The organism is Paracoccus sp. IB05 (assembly GCF_016405985.1).
In the GTDB taxonomy this organism is placed as follows: domain Bacteria; phylum Pseudomonadota; class Alphaproteobacteria; order Rhodobacterales; family Rhodobacteraceae; genus Pseudogemmobacter.
The window spans coordinates 19,457-41,053 of sequence record NZ_JAEFCF010000048.1 but is presented as its reverse complement, the minus strand read 5'-3'; the positions used below and the strand labels follow the sequence as shown (position 1 = coordinate 41,053).

General features: G+C 59.7%; 15 protein-coding genes and 3 pseudogenes. 4 read left to right on the top strand and 14 right to left on the bottom strand.

The genetic code is table 11. From position 1 onward, the window contains the following. Positions 1–986: 986 nt before the first annotated feature. The gene (locus tag JC607_RS22285) at positions 987–2,306 is read right to left on the bottom strand and encodes a class I SAM-dependent methyltransferase (protein WP_198838937.1); all 1,320 of its coding nucleotides are present in this window, start codon (positions 2,304–2,306) and stop codon (positions 987–989) included. A 961-nt stretch (positions 2,307–3,267) separates the two neighbouring features. Here JC607_RS22285 and JC607_RS22280 point away from each other — a divergent pair. Next, positions 3,268–4,653, top strand: coding sequence for a glycosyltransferase (locus JC607_RS22280; protein ID WP_233093084.1), 1,386 nt, complete (start codon positions 3,268–3,270; stop codon positions 4,651–4,653). On the opposite strand, the gene JC607_RS22275 is transcribed toward JC607_RS22280, so the two are convergent. The 12 genes and pseudogenes from JC607_RS22275 to JC607_RS22220 form a co-directional block, all read right to left on the bottom strand. Next, on the bottom strand, positions 4,604–5,317 hold the full coding sequence (locus JC607_RS22275; protein ID WP_198838935.1) for an acetyltransferase: 714 nt from the start codon (positions 5,315–5,317) through the stop codon (positions 4,604–4,606). The two genes, JC607_RS22280 and JC607_RS22275, sit on opposite strands and share 50 nt — an antisense overlap. Next, positions 5,314–6,450, bottom strand: a complete 1,137-nt coding sequence (locus tag JC607_RS22270; protein ID WP_198838934.1) for a DegT/DnrJ/EryC1/StrS aminotransferase family protein — start codon at positions 6,448–6,450, stop codon at positions 5,314–5,316. The genes JC607_RS22275 and JC607_RS22270 overlap by 4 nt, the downstream gene beginning before the upstream one ends. 149 nt (positions 6,451–6,599) lie before the next feature. Continuing rightward, positions 6,600–9,110: a rhamnan synthesis F family protein gene (locus JC607_RS26200; RefSeq protein ID WP_198838933.1), complete on the bottom strand. Its 2,511-nt coding sequence runs from the start codon at positions 9,108–9,110 to the stop codon at positions 6,600–6,602. A 77-nt stretch (positions 9,111–9,187) separates the two neighbouring features. Next, a complete protein-coding gene (locus JC607_RS22260; RefSeq protein ID WP_198838932.1) occupies positions 9,188–10,066 on the bottom strand; it encodes a hypothetical protein in 879 nt (292 codons plus the stop codon). A gap of 20 nt (positions 10,067–10,086) precedes the next feature. Continuing rightward, complete coding sequence (locus JC607_RS22255; RefSeq protein WP_198838931.1) at positions 10,087–10,542, bottom strand: glycosyltransferase; 456 nt, start codon at positions 10,540–10,542, stop codon at positions 10,087–10,089. Between the two features lie 135 nt (positions 10,543–10,677). Continuing rightward, on the bottom strand, positions 10,678–12,543 hold the full coding sequence (locus JC607_RS22250; RefSeq protein ID WP_198838930.1) for a glycosyltransferase family 2 protein: 1,866 nt from the start codon (positions 12,541–12,543) through the stop codon (positions 10,678–10,680). A 71-nt stretch (positions 12,544–12,614) separates the two neighbouring features. Further along, entirely contained in the window at positions 12,615–12,953 is a 339-nt protein-coding gene (locus tag JC607_RS22245; RefSeq protein ID WP_198838929.1) for a hypothetical protein, read from the bottom strand. Between the two features lie 273 nt (positions 12,954–13,226). Beyond that, entirely contained in the window at positions 13,227–14,189 is a 963-nt protein-coding gene (locus tag JC607_RS22240; protein WP_198838928.1) for an IS110 family transposase, read from the bottom strand. A gap of 368 nt (positions 14,190–14,557) precedes the next feature. Further along, positions 14,558–15,687 (bottom strand): annotated as a pseudogene (locus JC607_RS22235) (IS110 family transposase). A 193-nt stretch (positions 15,688–15,880) separates the two neighbouring features. Continuing rightward, positions 15,881–17,461: a calcium-binding protein gene (locus tag JC607_RS22230; protein ID WP_198838927.1), complete on the bottom strand. Its 1,581-nt coding sequence runs from the start codon at positions 17,459–17,461 to the stop codon at positions 15,881–15,883. A 525-nt stretch (positions 17,462–17,986) separates the two neighbouring features. Continuing rightward, positions 17,987–18,796: a sulfotransferase gene (locus JC607_RS22225; protein WP_198838926.1), complete on the bottom strand. Its 810-nt coding sequence runs from the start codon at positions 18,794–18,796 to the stop codon at positions 17,987–17,989. Then, positions 18,793–19,560: a hypothetical protein gene (locus JC607_RS22220; protein WP_198838925.1), complete on the bottom strand. Its 768-nt coding sequence runs from the start codon at positions 19,558–19,560 to the stop codon at positions 18,793–18,795. Before JC607_RS22220 ends, JC607_RS22225 begins: the two co-directional genes overlap by 4 nt. Before the next feature lie 438 nt (positions 19,561–19,998). Here JC607_RS22220 and JC607_RS22215 point away from each other — a divergent pair. From JC607_RS22215 to JC607_RS25850, 3 genes and pseudogenes are all read left to right on the top strand, one after another. Beyond that, positions 19,999–20,921: pseudogene (locus JC607_RS22215) on the top strand (IS5 family transposase). Positions 20,922–20,960: 39 nt separating this feature from the next. Further along, positions 20,961–21,065 (top strand): annotated as a pseudogene (locus tag JC607_RS26195) (hypothetical protein); the annotation flags it as partial. Positions 21,066–21,138: 73 nt separating this feature from the next. Further along, on the top strand, positions 21,139–21,222 hold the full coding sequence (locus JC607_RS25850; protein ID WP_255532642.1) for a ClbS/DfsB family four-helix bundle protein: 84 nt from the start codon (positions 21,139–21,141) through the stop codon (positions 21,220–21,222). Between the two features lie 14 nt (positions 21,223–21,236). On the opposite strand, the gene JC607_RS22205 is transcribed toward JC607_RS25850, so the two are convergent. Next, positions 21,237–21,590: a DUF1304 domain-containing protein gene (locus JC607_RS22205; RefSeq protein ID WP_198838924.1), complete on the bottom strand. Its 354-nt coding sequence runs from the start codon at positions 21,588–21,590 to the stop codon at positions 21,237–21,239. Positions 21,591–21,597: the final 7 nt, after the last annotated feature.

Below are 21,597 nucleotides of genomic sequence, written 5' to 3'. Positions count from 1 at the left end.
AAGATAATCGGGCGAGGGGTATCTGCGGACGCAATCTGAATAGCGCAACAAAGCCGGGAAAGGGGAACTCCGGACATAACCGGATTTGCGCAACAAAGCCCTGAGGCCGTAAAATTTCACCTTCGCTCTGGCGGGCGGGGCTAAGCCTTGCCGCTGTTAGGACTTGGGCAGCGGACAGAAAGACTCAATGATACTTCGATGGGGCTGGCTGGTCTAAGGAAGTTTCATCCGGATTATGTGGCATTGCAGCAGCATCGTCCGCCCTGTCCTACCTTGGCCCGCGAGGTGTCAGGGCGATAGTAGAGCTGTAGGCAAGCCCAAAACGATAATCAGCGGGCGCAACCGGATCGCTGCGCCTGCCCCATACGTACCGTCGTCGCGCGCTGCGCAAGTTCGGGACCATTAGGGATGTCGAGGTAAGCAAGCGAGGGCCGACGACCCCTAAACAATACCACAACACTCGATTCGACCCACACCAGCCATCCGGCCGGGCTCTTTCACATCCATCATGGAGTCTGACAAGAGTTAGATCGCTCTGGTGATCGGGCATAGCGCTCGGGATGCAGGACGCCATGGTCCGCACCCTCAGCCTACGGGGTCGCGGTGTCAAGGTGATTGCGCGGGACGGACAGGGCGGCACCTCAATTGGGACCGGCAACCCTCCCGCCATCCTGATCGCGCCGTATTTTGGCAGCAACGCGGGCGACTGCACCGCCACTGATCGCAATTTCCGGTGCTTGCTCGCACCCAAATTGGGCGAAAACTGTCGAACGGCGGTGCGGCGTGGCTGACGGAGAAACTTGTAGGAGCAGCCGTTCAAGCGGACCGCAGCGAGATCATAGACACTTCAATTATGACCGGCAGAGAGCAGTCCGTGGTGCAGCAGGCTGACTCGCTGGGCCGATTGCCAGTACACCCTGTTCTATTTGACCACTCCGGGTATTGTTCCTTAGCGGGCGCCGGCACCCGCAAACCAGAGTGCCTGGTCAGGCCCAGGCGGGTATTTCAACAGCAGTCTCCCCCCCGTCGGCGTCGTTCAGCACGGGTGCGATCCCGACGTTGATCGCGTCCAGTACCCGTAGCCCATTTACGGCTGCTTCGACAAATGCATCAAAAAGGATGTTCCGGCTTGAGATTCGCCCTGCGCGGATTAGCAGGGCGATCATGGCGGCGTCATCTAGGGGGTGAAAGGCGGTGCGTGCGGAGCACCTGTTCGGGCGAATCTTCTCTAATCCAAGCCTGTGCAGGGCCTCAAAACTCAAGCCGGTCGATCTTGGATAGGCTTCCTGCAGGCACAGACGGAAGCCGTCACACTGCCACCAGAACGCATTCAGCGCCAAAGCGTTAGACCATCTGATGAACTGAGAGAACCGCGCCTCATCTCCGCCGGTCAGTGCGATGATCCGCGCATAGGTGGCCACCTGTTCTGTTGTCATCGCCTCGGCCGGTAGCAAAGAGTGACCGTCTGGCGCTATGATGGTCTCTGGATCATGTCCTGCGATCAACAGATCCTGAAAATCCATGGGCTGCGCCGAGGGGCGACCACTCCAGTGGCCGTTTACCGCCACGGTTTTTGCAAAGCCTGCCTGATCCATGATCTCCAAAACCCGATGGCGCGGATGGGCGATGACCAGTTCCGGATTGACCGGGTTTTCGACCCGGCTTTCGCCATTCTGATACTTCAGGGCGAAATGCCCCCTGCCAGCGGCCAGGAGCTGATCGACATCGGTATCAAGCAGGAAGATCGTGGTCACCAGGCGCCCCGAGGGCGTCAGTACCCGCGCCGTCTCGCGCAAATAGGTCTCGACCGTGGGCAGATCAACATGGGTCAGAACCGAGATCATGAAGACCAGATCCAGACTGGCATCGTCAAAAGGAAAGCGGAACCTGGCTCCGTCTTCGGTACCATCGGGATTGTAAGGCTTACTTTTGACGTCAATCCGCCGGAAGCGGAAATTCGGATAGTGCGGCGTGATGTTCTGCTGCGCCCAGGCGATACCATCGGCATTGGGATCAAGGCCGGTATAAGCGACATCCGGCCCCAACCGCCGCGCCAACGCCATCGCAATCCGCCCGAAACCGCAACCCAGATCCAGGATCCGGGCATTCTCTGGCAACTCGCTTGACGTCAGTATCCCGGCGTAATGATTGGCAACCTGAGGCGCGACACCGCCATTGAATCGGGTTTCCTGTGCGACCGTAGGCTGAACGCGGGTCTCAACGCGCTCTTCCAGCTCTGCGGCAATCATGCAGGCAGAGGTCCAGAGGCGCTGGTGAACTTCGGTTGGATTGAGATTTGGCGACAAGGATCAATATCCGGAAAGAGTTAATATGCCACGCTGGCACTGTGGCACACCGACAGTCGACCAAAACCTCCTACGTAGCGCTAGCCAAACGTATAGCCACCATTGCAAAAAGGGTGAATTTGTCCAGTGTCGGTAATCATTTCGAAAAAGAGGTGGCATGCACATGGCCGAGACAGTCCGCAGGTCATCCGCGACTGGCAGCCCATTGATCGCCACATGCAGGTCCCGTAGCGGGGCCAAGTCTATAAAGATCCGCCTGTTCGTGTCCTTGCCCTCCGATCAATTCGATGTGGATCGGCATCGGGATCGACAGCACCGGCGCCAGACCGCGTTGACGAACTGCCGGAACGAGTGGTTGACGTAACTATGGCGTATTTCGACGCCGGGGAGCAGAAGTCATCCAACCCTTCCCACGTCACTACCACGGCCACCCGTGTTGTGCTGTGTCAGTGCTAAACATTGCAACGGTGGTCCATGCCCCAAAGCGTATAGGTCCGGGCGCTCATCTTCGCTGAACCAAAACACCCGCAGCTCGCCCATTGCTTCCGCAACGCAACGGCGCCAAGGTCAAGTGGTGGAATCGGCCTCGGTTGTGTGAGCATCTGACTGCCCCCAGCAGAGAAGCGGCTTAGGCAACATGTATGGCTAAACCATCACGACAGTCTGTCACACCCCAGTGATCTTCTTCCCTTCTTTCAGACAAACCGCCACGAAACGGGTCATGAGACAGGAATTCTTCGACACTGAACACTATTGCCGTCAATGCGGTCATGTCCTGAGCAAGAGTGGGGCATGGAAGCATTTCCAAAATGACGGCGATGCTCTTGGACTGGACCCTTCTCCCTACTTTTCAACCCGGTTCTACAAGGATCGCTATCGGGACTGGGGTACGAATGGCGCCACAGCTTTAGAAGATTACCTGGTTCGGACCGCCAAAGGTGATAAGCGTCAACCGCACCCTTTGATAGATGCAGACGACTACCTTGGCGCCTATCCAGACCTGCTCGGCTTCGGACCAAGTGCGGTCTTGCATTTCATACTGCATGGCGATGCCGAGGGGCGCTCGCCTTCCAAAGGGTTCGATGCCGGTTTCTATCGCCGGTGTTACCTCGCGCTCGGCCAAAGCCACCCGTTTCGTCACTATATCACCGAAGGCTCTGCGCTAGGATTTCTGCCGCGGCCAACACCTGTCGATGCGGCAATGTCACGCGAAGCGATGGGGGCTGCGATGACCGGACGGCCACGCCCCTTCGTGCTGGTCTGCCATGACGCGCAAAAGGCCGGGGTGCCGATCCTGACGCTCGATCTGGCGCGCGCCCTTGGCGCACGGGGCTATGATCCGGTTTTCCTTATGGGCAATGCCGGGCCTTTGCTCGACAGGTTTCGCGCGCTTGGCCCCGTTTTCATCCTGGCAGAGGGATGGGATGCAACCGGGCTGGCCTCTGCTCTGCCACAGGGCACGGCTGCGCTGATCAATACCAGTGCCGCCGCCGCGCTGGCGTTGCCTCTGGCGCAGGCAGGTCTCGACTGTCTGGTGCTGCTGCATGAGATGCCCGATTACATCCGGGACCAGGGCCTGATGCCGGATCTTCGTCTGGCGCAAGCGGCGGGCGCGCGGCTGATTGCCTCGATGCCGCAGATTTCACGGGGCATTTCACCGCTCATCTCGCAGGGGACCTCACGGGGCAAGGCAGGGCCGCCGGCGGGGGCCCCCCCTGTCGGGGAACTGCGCCCAGGGATCATTCCGCCCCCGACGCCGCTGGCCTCATTCCGGCGCGCGCGTCTCTGGCGGCAGCGGCAGGACGGGCCGGTCTTTATCGGCGCCGGCCATGCCGACCGGCGCAAAGGCTTTGATCTCTTTCTCGACGCGGCCCGGCGTATCCGGGCGGCGCAGCCCGGCGCGCGCTTTGTCTGGCTGGGGGCGCTGGACGCCTGGGCCAGGGATCTCGCGAATGCCGCCCTGGCCGGGGGGCTGCCCCTGACCCTGCCCGGATTTGTCGAGGATTGCCTCGGCTGGTATCGCGTCGCTGACGTCTATCTGCTGACCTCGCGCCAGGATCCGGGACCGACCACCGCGATCCATGCCGCAGCGGTTGGCACGCCCTTTGTCGGCTATGCCGCCGATATCGGCCTGATCGGCCTGATCAGGATGACGGAGGGCGTCGGGCGTTTTCTGCCCCCGGAGGATGAGGCCGGATTTGTCGCGGCAGCGGTTGCCGCCGCCAATTCCGTCACCGCCGGGTCCCGGCGCGATCTGCGCCGGCTGATCCGACGGGAGACCGGGTTCGGGCCCTATGTCACAGCGCTTCTGAGCCGGTTTCACCCCGCAGCAGACGGCGAAGCCTGACCCAGTCGCGGATCGGCATGGCCGGATTGCCGATCATGCGCGCCCCGGCCGCGACCTTGCCGATCACCACCGCGCCGCCGCCGATCTCTGCCCCGTCGCCGATCTCCATCACCCGGCGGCGGCTGCCATTCATGACCGCCCCCCTCGGAGCGATATTCACGCTTTCGCCGATCTTCACATGCCCGGCCAGGGCGGATTCGATCGCCAGCGTTGAGAAATCGCCGATCTCCACATCATGGCCGATGCTGGAGGACAGGATCATCGCACAGGCGCCGATCCGCACCGCCGGCCCGATCCGGGTCCAGGGCATTGTGATCGAACCGGGGCCGAATTGCACATCCGGATCTACATGCGGCAGATCGGGACAGCAGGCGGTGGCAAGAGTTGCACCTTCCTCGCGCAGCCCCCCGGCCACCCGGCGCCGCAATCCGGGGTTCGAGACCGTCAGCAGCACAGGCAGGGCTGCGTGGTCACGCAGCCGCACAGCCGAAGAGATCACCGGCACACCAAGGCCGGAATGCACGAACCCGTTCTCGATATCATCAATCAGCGCCCGGACACGGACGCGGCCCCGCCAGTATTCCTCAAGCCCGCGCAGGATCATCAGACTATGCCCGCGTGCACCGAAGACGGTGATCTCGTCGAAATCACTGGTGGATTTCATTCGGCCTGCTCCGGTTTGGGGTCGCTGTGATCAAGCACCGCCGCAACGATTGCGGTGATCCGGGTCAGCTGTGGCGCAGTAATACGGCCATGAAAGGGCAGGCAGAGGAGTTCAGGCGCTGCCTCCGGCGCCACCGGGGGCGTGCCGGAGGCGGTTACGATACCGGCACCGTCCCAGTATGTGCCAGGGCCGCAAAGCAGCGGAAAGTGATCTCGCGCGAAGATGCGCCCCTCGGCGAGGGCCAGCACAAGCCGCGCGCGCAGATCCGGCGCAAGACGCAGCGCGTAATAGCCGGGGCTTTCGCCCCCTGCCCGATGCAGCCGCAGCCCCGGCAAGCCGGAGAATGCACTGTCATAGGCCTGGCGCAACGCCCGGCGCGCGGTCTGCTCTGCCGGCAGATCGGGCAAGAGCGCCAGCCCCATGGCGGCATGCAGTTCCGAAAGTTTGCCATTGAGACCCGGCCCGGTCGCCCGCCCCTGTTCCAGCCCGAAATTGCGCAACCGGCGCAGCGCCGCCGCCTGATTGCCGCACGTGACGACAAACCCGCCCTCAGCCGTATGCAGCAATTTGGTCGCATGCAGGGAAAAGGCCGAGGCATCGCCGAAATGACCAATCGGCATGCCGTCAATCTCGGCCCCGAAGGCATGGGCGGCATCATAGACCAGCCAGAGGCCATGCCGCCGCGCCAGGGCTTCCAGCGCCACGACATCGCAGGGTATCCCCAGGAAATGCACCGGCAGAATGGCCGCCGTGCGCGGCGTGATCGCCGCCTCAACCGCGCGCGGGCAGAGCGTCAGCCGGTCTGGATCGACATCGGCAAAGACCGGCACCAGCCTGAGCGCTGCAATCGCCTGCGCGGTCGCGGCAAATGTGAGCGGGGTGGTGATGACCTCGGCTCCTGCCGGCAGCTCGCCCAGCATCAGCGCAAGTGTCAGCGCCATCGTTCCCGATGAGGTCAGCGAGACCGTATCCCCCCCGTGCTGCCACGCACTCAGCGCGCGTTCCAGCCGCATATGCAACACACCGCTATTGGTCAGCCAGCCCGCATCCAGCGCCTCGGCGGTCAGGCTGGCGAAACGGGCGGGATCGGGCAGCATCGGCGCTCCGAACACAACAGGCGGCAGATCAGTCATTGAAGGCTCCGCTCGCAAGCGCCTCGCGATAAGAGGTGATGCGTGGGAGATTGCCGCAGCCTGGCCGTAAGAAGGTTTGTGCAGCACGGGAGATCGGGCTGTCTGTCCTGGGTCGAAATTGCACAAAATACCATCTGACATGTGCTGGATTATTGCAGGTTAAAGAAGTCAAGAAATATAGATTTATAGCCACATTTTGCCGCCACTGCCGGCCACAACCGCTCGATCAGATGATACTCTGTTCCATCGAGTGCCAACGGCTCTTCTGGCCAGGGGTAGTCATTGCCAAAGAGATCCAGCATGGCCTTCGCAACCGCACCACGACAGAAGAACATATTGCCGGCGGGAAAAAGCATCGGCTCATCGGGGAGCGGTTGCGTGAAGGCGCCCTCGACCAACGGTAAATGTCGCGCAGAGGGCCCCCAGATTTTACCTACATTGCAAAATGGCGAAATCACTCCGAGATCCGTATCCGAGAGATCAATGCCCACGGAAGGTATGGCTTCCTCGCGGGAGGGTGGTGACAGTAGGGTCGTCAACAGATGGTCGCGCCATTGCAGACCCTTGGACAGATGAGCAGAGCGCTTCTGATGAACATGACCCCACCATAACGCCGGCGCGGCCACGAAATCATCATAGAGAAGGCGCAGGAAGGGAAGGACGTCACGGCCGAGATTTGCCGTCACAACGATCTCGGGGGTATCCATCAGACCCCGAAGCGCCTCGCGCAAGCGCGCCGCACTGGCGGCGGACGGAACAGTGAAAACCACCCGGCGCGCATTGCGATAGGTGGCCAGATGCTGGCGAACTGTTCCGGTGATCTCACCCGGGTAGAACACGTGGTGATGCAGGGCGTACGGGGCGCTGCCATGGAGGATGCGGGTCTGCTCGGGCGGTGGGACCTTCAGCATCCGATGCAGCCAGTTATTTGACCGGGCGATTTCCGCGCGACAATCCTCAATTGATAACCAGGAATTACGCCGCCTGGCCGGTAGTAACCGCGCCTGATCGTAGATAACCGGATGAAAACGCGCGATACGGACCGGATCACCTCTCTCTTTCGCATGATCCTTCACAACCTTCAGCACGGCTTTGGCAAAGACCGGACCGAAGGGCGGCAGCGGTGTTGAGCTGGCCCAGTCCCGTCCCTTCTCGGCCATCAGGAAATCGTACAGCGCAAGGATATCGATGACGGGAAGCGATCGCAGCCGGTCGCTCAGACCCACCTCTCGCGCGAGGGTCATGGCCTCGGAGGCTTCCCCGCAGATTGCGACCTGCGCCCCGGCCTGAGCGGCCAGAAGAATGGCTGTGTTATCCGACGTGCTGCGATGAAAAGACAGGTAATGGCTACAAACACCGGCCAGAATCGGTAGGAGGGACGGTGTCTGCCATATTTCAAGCGTCTCCCCCGCTCGGGCAGGCATCGCTGCGTGATCCCGACTATCCTGGCCGTCTGCCACATCCGGTCGCGGGCCCGGCAGTATAATCCAGAGGAAGTGCGCTTCCGATCCGGCAGCCCGCATGGTTTGGGCGAGAGCCCGAAACACCTCAACCCCCGATGCAGGTCCGGAAGCGAGGACCAGAGGGCGAGCGCGCCACTCTGCCCCGAATCGCACGGTTAGTGTGCGATGGACCGCAGCTTCCTGGGCGCCATTGTCGCCTTCGGGCGAGGGGATGAAGACAGAGGCCGGTGCCAGATGGAGACTGGCTGGCGGTATCCCGACTGTTCTGCCGAATAGTTGCCAAGCCCGTGCAATCTCCTGGTCCGGGGAGATCAGGCCGTGGGCATATGTCAGCAAAAGTGCCTCACGCCTTTGCTTCTCTGCACCTGCGGGGGCGCTGAGCGGTGCGGCAAAAAGCGGTATCCCCGCTGCCTCACATTCGTAATACAGCGACGGCAGCTCGCCCCCGGAAAGATCGACCGCCGCCGCAAGTTCCTGCGGTAACTGCCCAGCTAGAGCCCGTAGTTGCCAGACCGGAAGGTCGCCGCTTAGAATTGCCGCCGGATCAGGGTCCGAGGTATCGTCGGAGAATGTTTCTACATCGGCCGAGCCAATACAGAAAACCGGAGTCAATCCGACTTTCCTCGCCTGCCTCGCGAGCGCCTTCGCCACGCTCTCACCTGCCGCCGTCAGTGGATCAGGGGTAGCGATCAGCAGGATCGGATCGGTTGCTGCTGGGCGCACCAGTCTGGACCGGTTCCGGAGCTTAGCGGGAGTCAAGCGCATCGCCTCACGGTGGCCCCAGCGAAGATAGTGGACAATTGCCGGGCTACCGCTACGTGCGATGTCGTGATGCTGGTCGTAGTAAAGCGAGGCGGAGAATCCCGAGACCATCCGATCGACCGGCTCCCCAAGGGCGATCAGCTCAAAAAACAACTCATCGGGGAGCGATATTAGAGCCGGATCTCGGATGAAATCAGGAAGCTGGCGGAGCTTTGCAAGCAAAGCAGGCAGTTCCTCCACCTGCTCTTTTATCCACGCGTAGAGGTTCGTCGGTGTACTGCCATCACGTAGCCGGAACCCGGAAGCGTCCATCTCCGGATCGCGCCGGTAATCCTGGCGCGCGGAAGCGGGGTCGGCGATTTGCAGGTAGCGGCACCAGAGGGCGAGGTTTTGGGCACTCAGCGCATCCGGCACTTCGACCGAAAGGGCTTCCACCTGGGCGCTACCGCAACTGCCAGACGTATCTCCGACTTCATACCCGGTTTCAGGAGGATCTCCCTTTTTGTCTGATGTCACACTGTAACCCCCGCAGTCGAGAAGAGAGGTTGCATCGTTTGGCCGAGATACTTCTCAGCGATATAGGCGTAATCTGCGGCTTGGGTCAGGATAACACGCTGAACAGCTTCGGCTTCGACCAGTTGCGGAAAAATTTCGAAATCTCCCACAGCTTCGCCACGCTGGACGCGGCGGTTGAGCTCTGCTTCCTGGACCTGAACCGGCCCTGCTGATCGATTGTCCCGCCGGAGTTCGATATGCGCCAGATGCTCCGGCAGGGGGGTGCTGATCTGCAGAAAGAAGTCGTGCACCATATTCAGAGTTTCTGACTTTCCGGCCTCGTTGCGATGCAGGTCATGCGTCAGCGGGCGGACAACGATGTTTGCGGCAGGAAAAGCCGCACGCCAATGGTCCAGTAGCGCACCGTAGGAGTGAAAATGATCAGGATGCCTAGCCAGCCAGTCGACATAGCCAGCAAAGCCCGGCGACCATGGAAAAGCGCCGGGAATGCTTGCCACTGCCTGGGCATAGAGCGAGGCATACCAGTAATCGTGGCGCCGCAGATAGACCACCACGGTCAGTTCATGTCCGGCGAGGAATTGCTGCAGCCTGCTGATATCCCGGCGCAGACAAAAATACTCACTGCTGAGAAGCAGGAGGTTCGGATTGTGTGCGGTGATCTCGTTTTCAAGATCGGCCTTCAGCTTACCCGCATCACCCTCAGAGCCGGCAGGCGTGTTGGAATATCCGAGCATGCGGCTCAGTTCATACTGAAAGATCATCGAAGTGCCGCTCAGGCCGCAGCCTGTCTCGGGATAGAGCATACCCGCAGAGAGAAGACCGGCGCGGCCCCAATAAAGCGCGTTTTGCAAGGAGGTGGAACCGGTCTTGTTCATACCTATATGCAGGACAGTTCTCACGACGCCACCTCCGTGACGGCCTGAAGCTGATGATATACCTTCTGTATTTCATCAACATCCACTGGGACGATATGGCCATTGGGGGCGGCCATGACCGCTTCGCCTTGGGCTCCGATGTTGAATGACATGACTGGCAGACCAGTCGCGATCATCTCATGGGTGGTGAATGAAAACGTCTCTGGACAGATCGAAGGCATCAGCCACACCGCAACCCGGTGCCGGTACATTATATCCGCGAGATTGCGAATATCGTATCGACCGGTCACCACCGTGGACGGGGCAAGGGGAAAACGCCGGTCAAACTCGCCAATTATGACCAGGTTCGGGCCATCACTGCGACCCTCCAATGCAAAGGACAGCTTGCTGACGATCCGCGCTCCTTTTTCTTCGCCAATAGCCCCCAGCACTGCCAGAGAGACCTTCTGCCCGGCCCTCGCTATCGCGGGCTTCACCCGAGGAATATTTCCCGGCAGCCGGCTGGGCTTCAGACGGATCTTACCTTCCGCCCAAGGCCAGCATTGCGCAACGATACCTTCGCTGCTGCCGGAAAAAACGGTGAGTTGATCTGACCGGCGGATAAGCTGACTCTAGGCCGCACGCCATTCAGCCAGACTAACCTTTTGACCGTCAGGCCGCGCAGAGATATGCGCAGGATCTTGGCTGGCGGGATTGGGTACACCGCGCCATGTGGCGTCGCCGTCCAATAGGTTGAAGGATGGACTGATCGGCAGATAGTCGTGGAACAGCACTTCCAGGCTGCTGCCTTCTCCCGCGGCGAGGTCACAGAGAAGACCCGGCAGCGCAACCGGATCTGGATCGCCGACGCCGCAGGAGTAAACCACATGCAGCGTGCCTACCGGACCGAAAAGCTGCCGCAGATGCTGCGGGTCTTCGATCGTGCAGGTGAAGCTTCCGCCGTCCACGTGCAGCGCAACCACGAATCGATCAGAGCCACCAATGCGGATCACAGCAGTCGCGTAGCCATCCGCCTCGCGCTCGCTGATACGGCGATCCAGCCAGCTCTGCGCGCCACCGCCCATCGAATGCGCGAGATAGACATGCAGCGGAGCCTCCGGACGGCTGGCGGCAAGGGCCAGCGCCAGCACAAATCGCGCCTTCCAAAGTGGATCGAGACGGACGAATTCCTGAACCTCTGCATCATATTGTGGATAGCGGCGCGCAACAATCTGCCCTGCGCTTCTCATCGCCTCAAGCTTATGCGCCTGTCCGAAGGACTGGCCACCGCGGTGCTCTACGAAGAGATTGCCAATACCGACATTTTTCATGCCGGTTTGCGCGACGCGCTGGCACCAGTCGACCTCTTCGCCGTATCCCTTCCCAAAGATGGTATCGAGTTGCGGAACCCGGCGCAGCGCCTCGCGATTGAGAGCCATACAAAAACCGACGCCGGTCGGGGCGACCGCATGGGCGGATCCGGGGTCGAGTCTCGCAGCGACCGCGTCTATATGATCGACTGCGCCCGGCATGATCTGGCAAGAACCGGCGATCAGCGGCACCGAAAAGATGGTTGCATCATTCGACATCGGCGTGACGCTGGCGATCTCCGGGTTCGAGGCGATCGGTGCAATCAGGCGCGAGGCCCAGCCCTGCGGCACAAACGCATCGCTGTTGAGGAGAACGACATGCCCGCTATCGCGACTAGCGCGTTTCAGGCCGTGGTTAACACTCTCGATAAAGCCGAGATTTTGGTCATTCGCGATCAGCGTGACCAGTTCCTCACGACCTCGCGCCCAGTGTTGCAACCAAGGTCTGACCCTGGCGTCACTGGAACAATCCTCGATCAGAATCAGATGCCACGGCAGATCCGTATGGGCCTCGACTCGGGCAAGCACCTCAGGCAGCAGATCAAAAGCATTGTAGACGGGCAGCACTATCGTGATCGGAGTATCGCCGGCTGGCGTGACGGCTACGTCATCGCCGCGTTGAAAAATGTCCACATCGAACCTCTGCGACACGCGCAGGGGAGGATGTAGATTGAAGTGGTGGACAAGCGCTGTGCGTAAATGCTTCGGGCGCCCAAGTAATAGATAAGCGCAGCCCTTCGGAAGCGCCTTAAGAACCTTGCCGGCAAAGGGGAGCAGCAGTTTCCGCCGGGCATCGCCGATTCGCTTTTGCGAAGGAACCGGAACCAGCCAGTTCAGCACAGTATTGTCGCGCTGAAGTGCCAGAGTGACGGATCCACCACGCCATTCTGCCTCCTCGTCGAACGCCACCCGTCCATCTGCGTTACCCGTACTAAACATCGCAGGCTTGCCTAGTGCCGCAATCACGTCCCCACGGTGCAGGCCGCGCCGGATAGAAATCCGTCCGGAGAGTGTTGAAAGCTGCAAGTTATCAAACAAACACCAACCAGCCACTCGGACCCGCCTGTCGCGGTATTCGATATGTTCGATGTATCCAATCAACTGACCAGTAAGATCGCGCAATGGCATAGGCTTCGCCGCGAAAACCGTGCTGACACCCTGATAACGATACCAAAGATTTTTGAGTGAGGATATTGCCATCAGAGGTGAAAGTAGTAAGTGTTCGTACCTTGACGCACAAAGAAGAACACGTTCTCCGATAATAAGTTAGCAGCAACGCTGAAGCCAAATTGCTTGCTGCTGCTGGCTCGGTCGAGTTCAGGAAATGTCTCGATCACATCTGGACGTGGCAAGTTGGGAACTTTCGATATCCTAGTACCGCCATCCTGTAAACCTACCTCATCTGCATTAGCCCAGCCGGTTACTGAAATTTGGTCACCGTTCAATTCGATGGAATCGACAAAGCCGATCATGCTGTCGTCACCCGCCCATATTGGGAAGTTCTTGGAGATTTCTTCAGCAGAAAAAAAACAAACCATGGCTCCTGCTTATGTCCTCGATTAATTCAGAGACGATACTCGGTACGACCAGCCTGTGTACTATCTTAACTATTTCTCACATACACTGAGCGGTGTGAAGGGCAGCCCAGCAAATTTCTTCGTCCTGATGCTGAGCGAGAGTGAGTTTTCCCGGGCTCGATGCAGTTTGTAACGAAGCTTGTGTTCGGAGTTTGATATTTTGCTGCCATTCGCAATTGCCCTCATAAGCTACACCGTTTGGTGGTGCTTTGCGTTCCGCCCTAGCAACTGTGTTCACCTATCGGGCTGGGTCTGCCACGGGACGCCTGTATCGATGATGGCGTTTGCGATTGTAACCAGCCTGCGGGCGATAGCGACGATGACCAGCTTGTGGGGTTTGCCGCGTATTTTGAGGGCCTGTGCGACTGGCTTCAGAACGGGGTTGTGACAGGCTGCAGCCAGTGCGGCCTGGAACAGGACATGTCTCAATGCGCGCCGACCTCCGGCGATTGCCCGCTTGCCCCGCATTGCGCCACTGTCACGCGGGATGGGAGCAAGGCCGGTCATCGCCGCGGCTTCACCGGATGTCATCCGCCCGAGTTCCGGCATTTCCGCGATCAGCATGGCCGCGGAGACGGGGCCAATCCCAGGAATGGACAGCAGAAGCCTTGCCTTTGCCGCCGCGGTTTCCTCCTGCTCGATGACTTCTTTGATCCTCTGCTCAAGTTCACCGACCTGGGCGTCCAGTATTGCCAGGAGGTTGGCATCCATACTCTCGAGATCGGCGGGGATGTGTTGTTTCCTGCGCGCCGCTATCTGCGCAGAAAGCCGTTTGCGCATTTCTACCACTTGCGCCCTGCGTGTTGTTAAAGCTCTGAGAATACGCAAGTTCTCTCGCGGCAAGTTCCGCCCGGCTTCTGGTCTGAAGAGCATGAACCGCGCGATGAGTTCGGCATCGATCCTGTCGGTCTTTGCCCGTGTGCCCCGGGAAAGGGCAAAGGCCTTGATCTGTGCCGGAGGTAGCTGCACAGCTTCCACCCCGGCCGCGACAAGTGTGGACCAGAGCACCCATTCCTGACCACCCGTTGCTTCAAATCCGACCCGCACTGGCTGGGACAAATTTTGGATCTGCGTGAGAAGTTCCACATGGCCTGCCGCGGTGTTGGGCAGGCGGATCCGTTGCCCGCTCGACGCGCAAAAGCCGTCGAGCCAATCGCGGGAAACATCTATGCCGATCACGGCCGCTGGAGATATCATATCACTCTCTCTTCCTTATGCTTCGCGGTCCCGCAAAACGGGCCGCCGTCAACTGTTCGAGACGGTGAAGAGAGGCGGGATCAGCCTGCTCTCATGATCGCAGTCAACCCTTTACTCAAAGCCATTTAATCCGGCTCGGCCGGGTGCTTTTGAGTGTAGATGTGCAGGGCAGGAGGCGGAACTGAGACGACGGTTGAGCAAGCTCTCATACGCGGGTTGGCTACCGCATGACCGTGGTTACGTCCTGGGGCTGCCTCGGTCTAGAGATCGGGCATCGACTATGTCGGCCCATAACAGGGCACGAGGGTTCCCCACCGCGTTCCGCCCCCAGACCAGCACACCGGGCTGATCCGGGCGATCTTTCCTTCTCAAGCAGCGGGGGCACGCGGCGCGGCAGGTGGTGTCGTCACCGCCCGTGCTATGGCCCAGACGAAGCCCAGCATCTCGCGCGCAATCGCCGTCACGACCACGACCTTGGCCTTTCCAGCCGCAATCAGGTGCCGGTAGCGCTGGCACATCCTGAGCTGGCCCTTCCAGGCGATGTCGCGCACCAGCTTGGGCAGTGCCTCAAGCCGGGCGAGCAGCTTCACGCTGATCCTCGCCTGCATCCGGTAGCTCCACGCCCCCTCTATCAATGCGCGCCGGGCGAGCCCACTGCCCGCCTTAGTGATCCCGCCTCGGCGCACACTGGCGCCGCTGGAATGTTCCGATGGGGTCAGCCCCAGATAAGCCATCAACTGACGTGGACTGTCGAAACGCTGGAAGTCGCCGACCTCGGCCACAACCGTCACCGCAACGATGAAGCCCACACCACGCATCGCCTGAACCGCCGCAACCACCGGCGCGAGGCTCCAGTGCGGCAGCAGATCGGCGATCTGGCCCGTCAGCCGCTCCACCCGCGCCTCGGCATCAGCCACCGCGTCGATGTAATCCTGCAAGACGATCTGCTGCGCCGGATGCGTAACCCTCACCAGCGAGAGCCAGCGCCGATAGGTCCCGGTCCAGCCCTTCTTTCCCGGATAGATCTGGCCATGGCGAAGCAGGAAGCCCTGCAGGTGCTGGCGCGACTTGCCCGCCACTCGCATTGCCGTTGCCCGGGCCGGACTAGGTCGCGAATCGCCTCATGCGCCGCATCCGGCACCCAGACGGCCGTCAACTCGCCCGCCCTGTGCAGCTTTGCCAGCATAAGCGCATCGCGGCGGTCCGTCTTAACCCGATCCCCCGATTTGACCGGAATCAGCGAGGGCGCGACCACAATACAGTCATGCCCCATCTCGACAAGGTGCCGGTGAAGACCATAGCCGCAGGGCCCAGCCTCATAGCAGAAGTGAAGCCGAGTTCGGCCTGCCGCCAGCTTCTCCACCAGCTTACGGATTTGATCTGGACTGTTTGGCACGGATACCCAGTGCCGAACTTCATCGCCACGCGTGCCTTGGGCAACGCCAACGGATATCGCTGCCTTATGGACGTCCAGCCCGATAAACGTGCTATGTTCCATCCGGTCTCTCCCCCATTCCTGAGGATCGGTGCCAGCCAATCTGGCGCAACCCTCGAACAGAGAATGCCGCGGGAGAGGCCACCGACCTAATCAACTCGTCACGCGATCATGGGGTCTAGGGATAGTGCGTCAGAAATTTCAGATGAGTTGACAAGATGTGGTTTGGCCCCGCTTCGCGCGGGGCCCGCCTTTGTCAGAACAGGAAGTTTCCTTCGTTGTAGATTTGGCCCCAGGTGACGCTATCAGCCGTATTGATCAGAATACGCTCATTTGAGGAGAGGACCCTTAGCGTGTAGTAAACGTCTCCTCCGATGACTGACTGCCACATGGAAAAGTCCGCCATAGATGAAACGCCCGCGAAGCCGGAGAGGTCGATCTTGTCCTGCCCGATTACGAAATCCTCGACCCGATCGAGAAGAAGGTTGCGCTCGTCTATTGTTCCGCTGATATGGCTCCAGTCGACAAGGTCGCCGGTGTTGAATTTGAAAACATCCGCGCCCGCCCCGCCCCACACGATGTCCTGCCCCGCCCCGCCCGTCAGCGTGTCGTTTCCGGCCCCGCCGTAGATGCTGTCATGACCGGCATCCCCGTTGAGCCTGTCGTTTCCGGCGTCGCCATAAAGCCGATCAGTCCCATTACCGCCGTTCAGGGTATCATTGCCATGACCGCCATACAGCGTGTCATTACCTTCTCCCCCAAACAGACTGTCGTTTCCGGTGCCGCCATAGAGTTGATCCTGGCCCGCGTCCCCGTGAAGGGTATCATTTTCGCTGCCGCCATACACAATGTCGTTGCCTGTGCCGCCGTAGAGCAAATCCTGATCCAGACCGCCCGCGATGAGATCGTTTCCGTCCCCGCCGTAAACGGTGTCCCGTCCACCGTTCGCGTCGATCACATCGTTTCCGGCGCCGCCGTATATCAGGCCGGAATCTCCTGAGTTATCGAAAATCCGGTCAGCCGCGGCAGTGCCGGTTACGGTAGCGGTGGTCCCATCGACACTATTCAGGGTGGCCTCGACGGCCGCATAAAGGTGATGAGGAACATAATTCCGCTGATCAATATACTGAACCGCCGGAAGGGAGCTTAACAGCGCCAGCGAGAACTGATCATCAGGGAAATGGTCTTCCTCCACGTCACCGGACGTCTTCCGCGCGCCCTCAAGCGCATAGGCGGCCTTATTTGAGAAAACCAGCCATTGCTGTCCGAGGTGTTCAACAATCTTTACACCTGCCGGGAGACTTGCGAGGCTCAGTTGTGTGCTTCCGAGCCAGATGCTGTCCCGTGAGTTGTCGAAATCATCGATTCTGCCGACCAGCATGCCCGCTGCGGCTGAGGGGTTCTGGAAGACGAATTTATCTGCACCGAGCCCGCCGAAGACGTGATGTCCATCGCGGTGGACCCAAGATGTTGAGTTGGCCAGATCCATGACGATGGTATCGTCACCATCTCCGCCATACATGTGAATCTGGGTGCCCGCGGTCTTCTTCGCATAGAGGTAGTCATTACCGCCCCCGCCATAGACACCGCCGCTGCTTCCCTCGAAGTAAATGAAATCATTACCGCCATCGCCGTAGAGCATATCCGCCCCGCCGCCGCCGTAAATCGTATCGTTTCCGGTCCCCCCCCTGATACTGTCATCGCCGGCTCCACCATAGATCAGGTCATGGCCGGCACCGCCGTTAAGGGTGTCATTGCCCGAGCCACCGTAAATGGTGTCATCTCCTGTGCCGCCGGTGATAAGATCGTTCCCGCTTGTTCCGTTGTAGACTGGCATAAATCACTCTCCAAAGAAAAATTCAGACGGCCCGACGTCAGGACAATTCCATGCAATCGACGGGGTAAATAACCCTCCGGGTCGAATTCTGCGGCGGTTGCGTAAAATATTCCGCTATATCCGCTTCTTACGGGTCGCATCATCCAAGTCTCTAAAATAACTCTGCGAACCGCAAATTTCCGCACAATTCAGTGCATGTCTATCTTTAACATCCGGGCGGGGCAGGGGTTCCTGAAGGCTTTCCGCTAGCCCCAACGCCATAAGAGCAGAGCGTGCCGCGTCTGTCATCCCATAACGTTCAACATACCCTATCAGGGCCTGCTCCAGCAAGGTGAGGAGATGTGCATCCACCGAAATTTCCTCATTTTTCGTGATGGAATGTATTAAATAGAGCTGAGGCTCTACGCCGTCGATCCGCCAGAAAAACGTCTTTCCTTTGCGTGTCAGGATATCCGCAAATCGTTAACGACAGATTAACGGTGCTACGTATTGCCGTGAAAACACATCAGGCGAACGGCGCTGTGATCAGGTCCGGCTGATGAACTCCGCTCCAAACCTCTGGGCCAGGAATTCCCTTTGGGAAGCCAGCCGTTCCTCGAGCAGCGCTCTTACCGAGTCCGGAATATTCCCGGGTCCCGTCTGGAAGACGGGCCTGTGAGCATCCGGATAGTCGCCGACCTCAAGTCCGCAGAATTGTTCTACGTCTCGCAGGAATTCCTGAGGTCGTGCCGAGATGTCACCGAATGCCATATATGAGATCCGCATGCCGCTGGCGTCCCACAAGGGGACATAGCCCTCATAGTTGCCGCGGGCAGTGATGACCGGGGCGCGGACGGCCTCCAGCCAGCTTTCCGTGTCATGAAGGGGGAGGCCTTTTCGCTTCATGTTCATCTTAGCCTGTGAGATCGCCCTCTCAACCGGGTCGCGAATGATATAGATGATGTGAGGATCCGGCAGGTATTTCTTCATGAACGAGATGCCCTCCGCGGGAAGCGTGGAATACTCGGGGGTTACGTCGAGCCCAACGCGTCCGGCGGGCATTTCACCAAATACTCTTTTATACCAGGTGCCGTTCAGGATCGGCTCCTCTATCAATGAACGAAGATGCACCTCCTGATCTGCCGTGAGGTTTCCGCGAGCCAGCAGCTTCTTGACATTTGAACGCACATGCCATCTGGCCCATTTTTTGCTGTCGTCGACAAACTTGAAATCGAAGAAGTGCAGCTCTTTGAAGGGGGGCACCCAAACCCGGGGATGTAGCGCAAGATTCTCATGCAGCCACGAGGTGCCGGCCTTTTGTGCGCCAATGCAGATAATTCCGGGCAACTGGCTCATGACTGATTCTTTCTGCCATCGAAGGAGAATGTAAAGCGTGGGTGTTCCGAGAACGGGTGTACCGATGCCAGCGCGTCGGTGCGTTGAAATACGGTATCGCCTCTGGCCACGGCATCCATCAGATGGATGAGTGGTGCGCCGGCAAGCCCACCGCGCTTGGCTGCGTCCAGCATGAGGACGTTGAGGTTGATGAGGATGTCATCACCCGGACTGAAACCGAACATGCCGGGAACACTCTTGTTCTTGAATGCGTGTGCTTCTGGCGGTCGATTGCGCCGACGAGCGTGGTGCTCCGTCTCGTAGACTTTTATGAGGTTGCCATAGATGAAGCCCATGCCTCCCGCGCTGCGCTCATCGGGCACGTCGCTATGATCATAGAATGTTTGGAGTGCCGAAATCAGCCAGCGGACGCTCAGTCTTTCCACAAGAAAACCGGACTGCTCCGCCCATAGCCTTCGAAACAGCTTCCACGCCTTCTGTGTGTGCGGCGTGTCTCTCCGGAGGTAAGAGATCGCCACGGCATGAAGCAGTTCGAGTTCGGACTGGCCTTCGAAGGTTTTTGACAGCAACCTGATTTGCTGTTCCATATCAGAGCGCTTCCCATCCGGCCGAGAGGTCGGCTTCTCAACGGTTAGGCCCGCCATCTCCCCGAGGTCCGCAGAGTCTTCCGGGAGAAAATCGACCGTGTCCGGAGCGCGGGAAAATCTGCGTCTCAGTCGATCATTGAGGGCCTGAAGCGCCTCCGGGACTTTAAATTCCAGCATTCCGAGCGGCTCCAAGGCCTGTCGCTGCATATGCCTGACATTGTTGCCGCTCCGCAGCTTCAGCAGCACTCAGACAGGTTGCAATTCGTACCGATATGTCTGCCGCCTAACTGACAGGGTCGTTATCACAACCTCCTGATAACGCCGCCCATGTGGCGGCACAAGCTGCGCGTTTTTGGGGAATCCCGAGCGCTCGTATTGCAGACTGAACCGTTCCGGGCCTGTGCGCGGACATACAGGGGAGGTCGCGGGATGTCTGGCCATTTAGGCTGAGCGGCCAGAAGATCTTTTGCGGTCATGCGGCAAGGCGTGCAAAATGGCGGGCTTTGATCACGCGGGGGCTCTTCGATGCCGACAGGACTGCGGTTAAAACTGGCTATGTTGCACAAAGCCGGTGATTGGATTCACGTTGTGAACCGAGTGTGATAACCAGGCGGCATGAGCAGACCGGCGCCCCCGAGCTACAAGACCAAGAACTGGCCGACCTACAATGAAGCGCTCAAGCGCCGAGGCTCGCTGACGATCTGGTTGGACCCCGGGATGAACTGGGTTGCCGCGCCGACGGGCAAGCGTGGCCGGGAGCAGGCCTACAGCGATGCGGCCATTCAGACCTGCCTTTCGATGAAGGTGTTGTCCGGCATGGCGTTGCGGGGTTCGTCGAGAGCCTCTTGCGGCTGATGGGTCTGAACTGGGCGGTGCCCGACTTCAGCACGCTGTCTCGCTGCCAGCAGAGACTGGCCGTGAACATTCCGTATCGCGGTTCCAAAGGGCCGCTGCACTTGCTGATCGACAGCACGGGGATCAAGGTCGAGGGTGAAGGTGAGTGGAACGCCCGCAAGCATGGCGGCCCCAAACGGCGGGTCTGGCGCAGAATCCATTTTGGCATCGACGAACGAACATTGGAGGTCCGCGCCGTCGAGATCACGGGAAGCCACATCGGTGATGTTCCGGCTCTGCCCGACCTGCCCGACCAGATTCCCGAGGATCAGGAGATCGGCAGTGTCACGGCAGACGGTGCCTGCGACACCCGCAAATGCCATGACGCTATTGCCGAGCGTGGCGCACATGCAGTCATCCCGCCTCGCCGGAATGCGACCCCCTGGAAGACCGTCACCGCCGGTGCCATCGCACGCAACGAAGCTTTGCGGTCATCGAAGTATCTGGGCCGCGCCCTGTGGCGACGATGGAGCGGATACCACCGTCGGAGCCGCGTCGAAACCAAGATGCACTGTGCAAAACTTCTGGGTCAGCGTCTCGTGGCACAGGACTTCGATCGCGAGGTCGCGGAACTTCAGGTTCGGATCGCCGTCATGAACGGCTACACCGCGCTCGGAATGCCCATCACAGAGGCCGGGGGATAGGTCTGTCCGGGGAAGCGGAAACCTCGGCTATCGGCCAATTTGTGCAACAGAGCCCCTCTTGCGCAGAAATTCTACTGCGATCACCAGGCCGAGCCATGGCCCGCGTTGCTGGAGCGGTTGAAACGGGCCAAAGCGCGGCTGTCCAAAACCTTCGCCGCGCGCAGCAATGATGAGCTTTATGGCAAGGCGTGGTATGGCGAATTGAAAAAAGGGCCGGATGATCCAGTTCAACACCTCCTCCCCTTATGCCAATGCGCGGCGTTGGATCCGCAGCTGGCTGCGCGCGCAGAGGCTGTCATGATCCGCCGTCCGGCCTCATATCCCCGCCAGCAGCGCCCCGAGCGCGAGCAGAGCGGGCACCGCCTGGATGAAGAGGATTCGGCGGGTTGAGGTCGCTGCGCCGAAGACCCCCGCGAGGGCGACGCAAATGAGGAAGAACAGTTTGAACGCCATCCCCTCCGCCCCCATCAAAAGGCCCGTAATCAGCCCTGCGGCCAGAAAACCGTTGTAAAGACCCTGATTGGCGGCCATCACCCTGGTCTTTTGTGCGAAATCTTCGGTCAGATTGAACACGCTCCGTGCGCGTGGCGTGGTCCAGAGAATCATCTCGATCACAAGAATATAGACGTGAAGCGCAGCGATCAGGGCGATCAGAACTGTGGCTATCATGGGCGAC

What these genes read in the sequence shown, in the direction of transcription:
- JC607_RS22230 (WP_198838927.1), bottom strand. Translation starts at nt 17,461, where the DNA reads ATGCCAGTCTACAACGGAACAAGCGGGAACGATCTTATCACCGGCGGC.
- JC607_RS22245 (WP_198838929.1), bottom strand. Translation starts at nt 12,953, where the DNA reads ATGGTTTGTTTTTTTTCTGCTGAAGAAATCTCCAAGAACTTCCCAATA.
- JC607_RS22270 (WP_198838934.1), bottom strand. Translation starts at nt 6,450, where the DNA reads ATGACTGATCTGCCGCCTGTTGTGTTCGGAGCGCCGATGCTGCCCGAT.
- JC607_RS22240 (WP_198838928.1), bottom strand. Translation starts at nt 14,189, where the DNA reads ATGATATCTCCAGCGGCCGTGATCGGCATAGATGTTTCCCGCGATTGG.
- JC607_RS22225 (WP_198838926.1), bottom strand. Translation starts at nt 18,796, where the DNA reads ATGAGCCAGTTGCCCGGAATTATCTGCATTGGCGCACAAAAGGCCGGC.
- JC607_RS22260 (WP_198838932.1), bottom strand. Translation starts at nt 10,066, where the DNA reads ATGAACAAGACCGGTTCCACCTCCTTGCAAAACGCGCTTTATTGGGGC.
- JC607_RS25850 (WP_255532642.1), top strand. Translation starts at nt 21,139, where the DNA reads ATGATCCAGTTCAACACCTCCTCCCCTTATGCCAATGCGCGGCGTTGG.
- JC607_RS22220 (WP_198838925.1), bottom strand. Translation starts at nt 19,560, where the DNA reads ATGCTGGAATTTAAAGTCCCGGAGGCGCTTCAGGCCCTCAATGATCGA.
- JC607_RS22205 (WP_198838924.1), bottom strand. Translation starts at nt 21,590, where the DNA reads ATGATAGCCACAGTTCTGATCGCCCTGATCGCTGCGCTTCACGTCTAT.
- JC607_RS22275 (WP_198838935.1), bottom strand. Translation starts at nt 5,317, where the DNA reads ATGAAATCCACCAGTGATTTCGACGAGATCACCGTCTTCGGTGCACGC.
- JC607_RS22250 (WP_198838930.1), bottom strand. Translation starts at nt 12,543, where the DNA reads ATGCCATTGCGCGATCTTACTGGTCAGTTGATTGGATACATCGAACAT.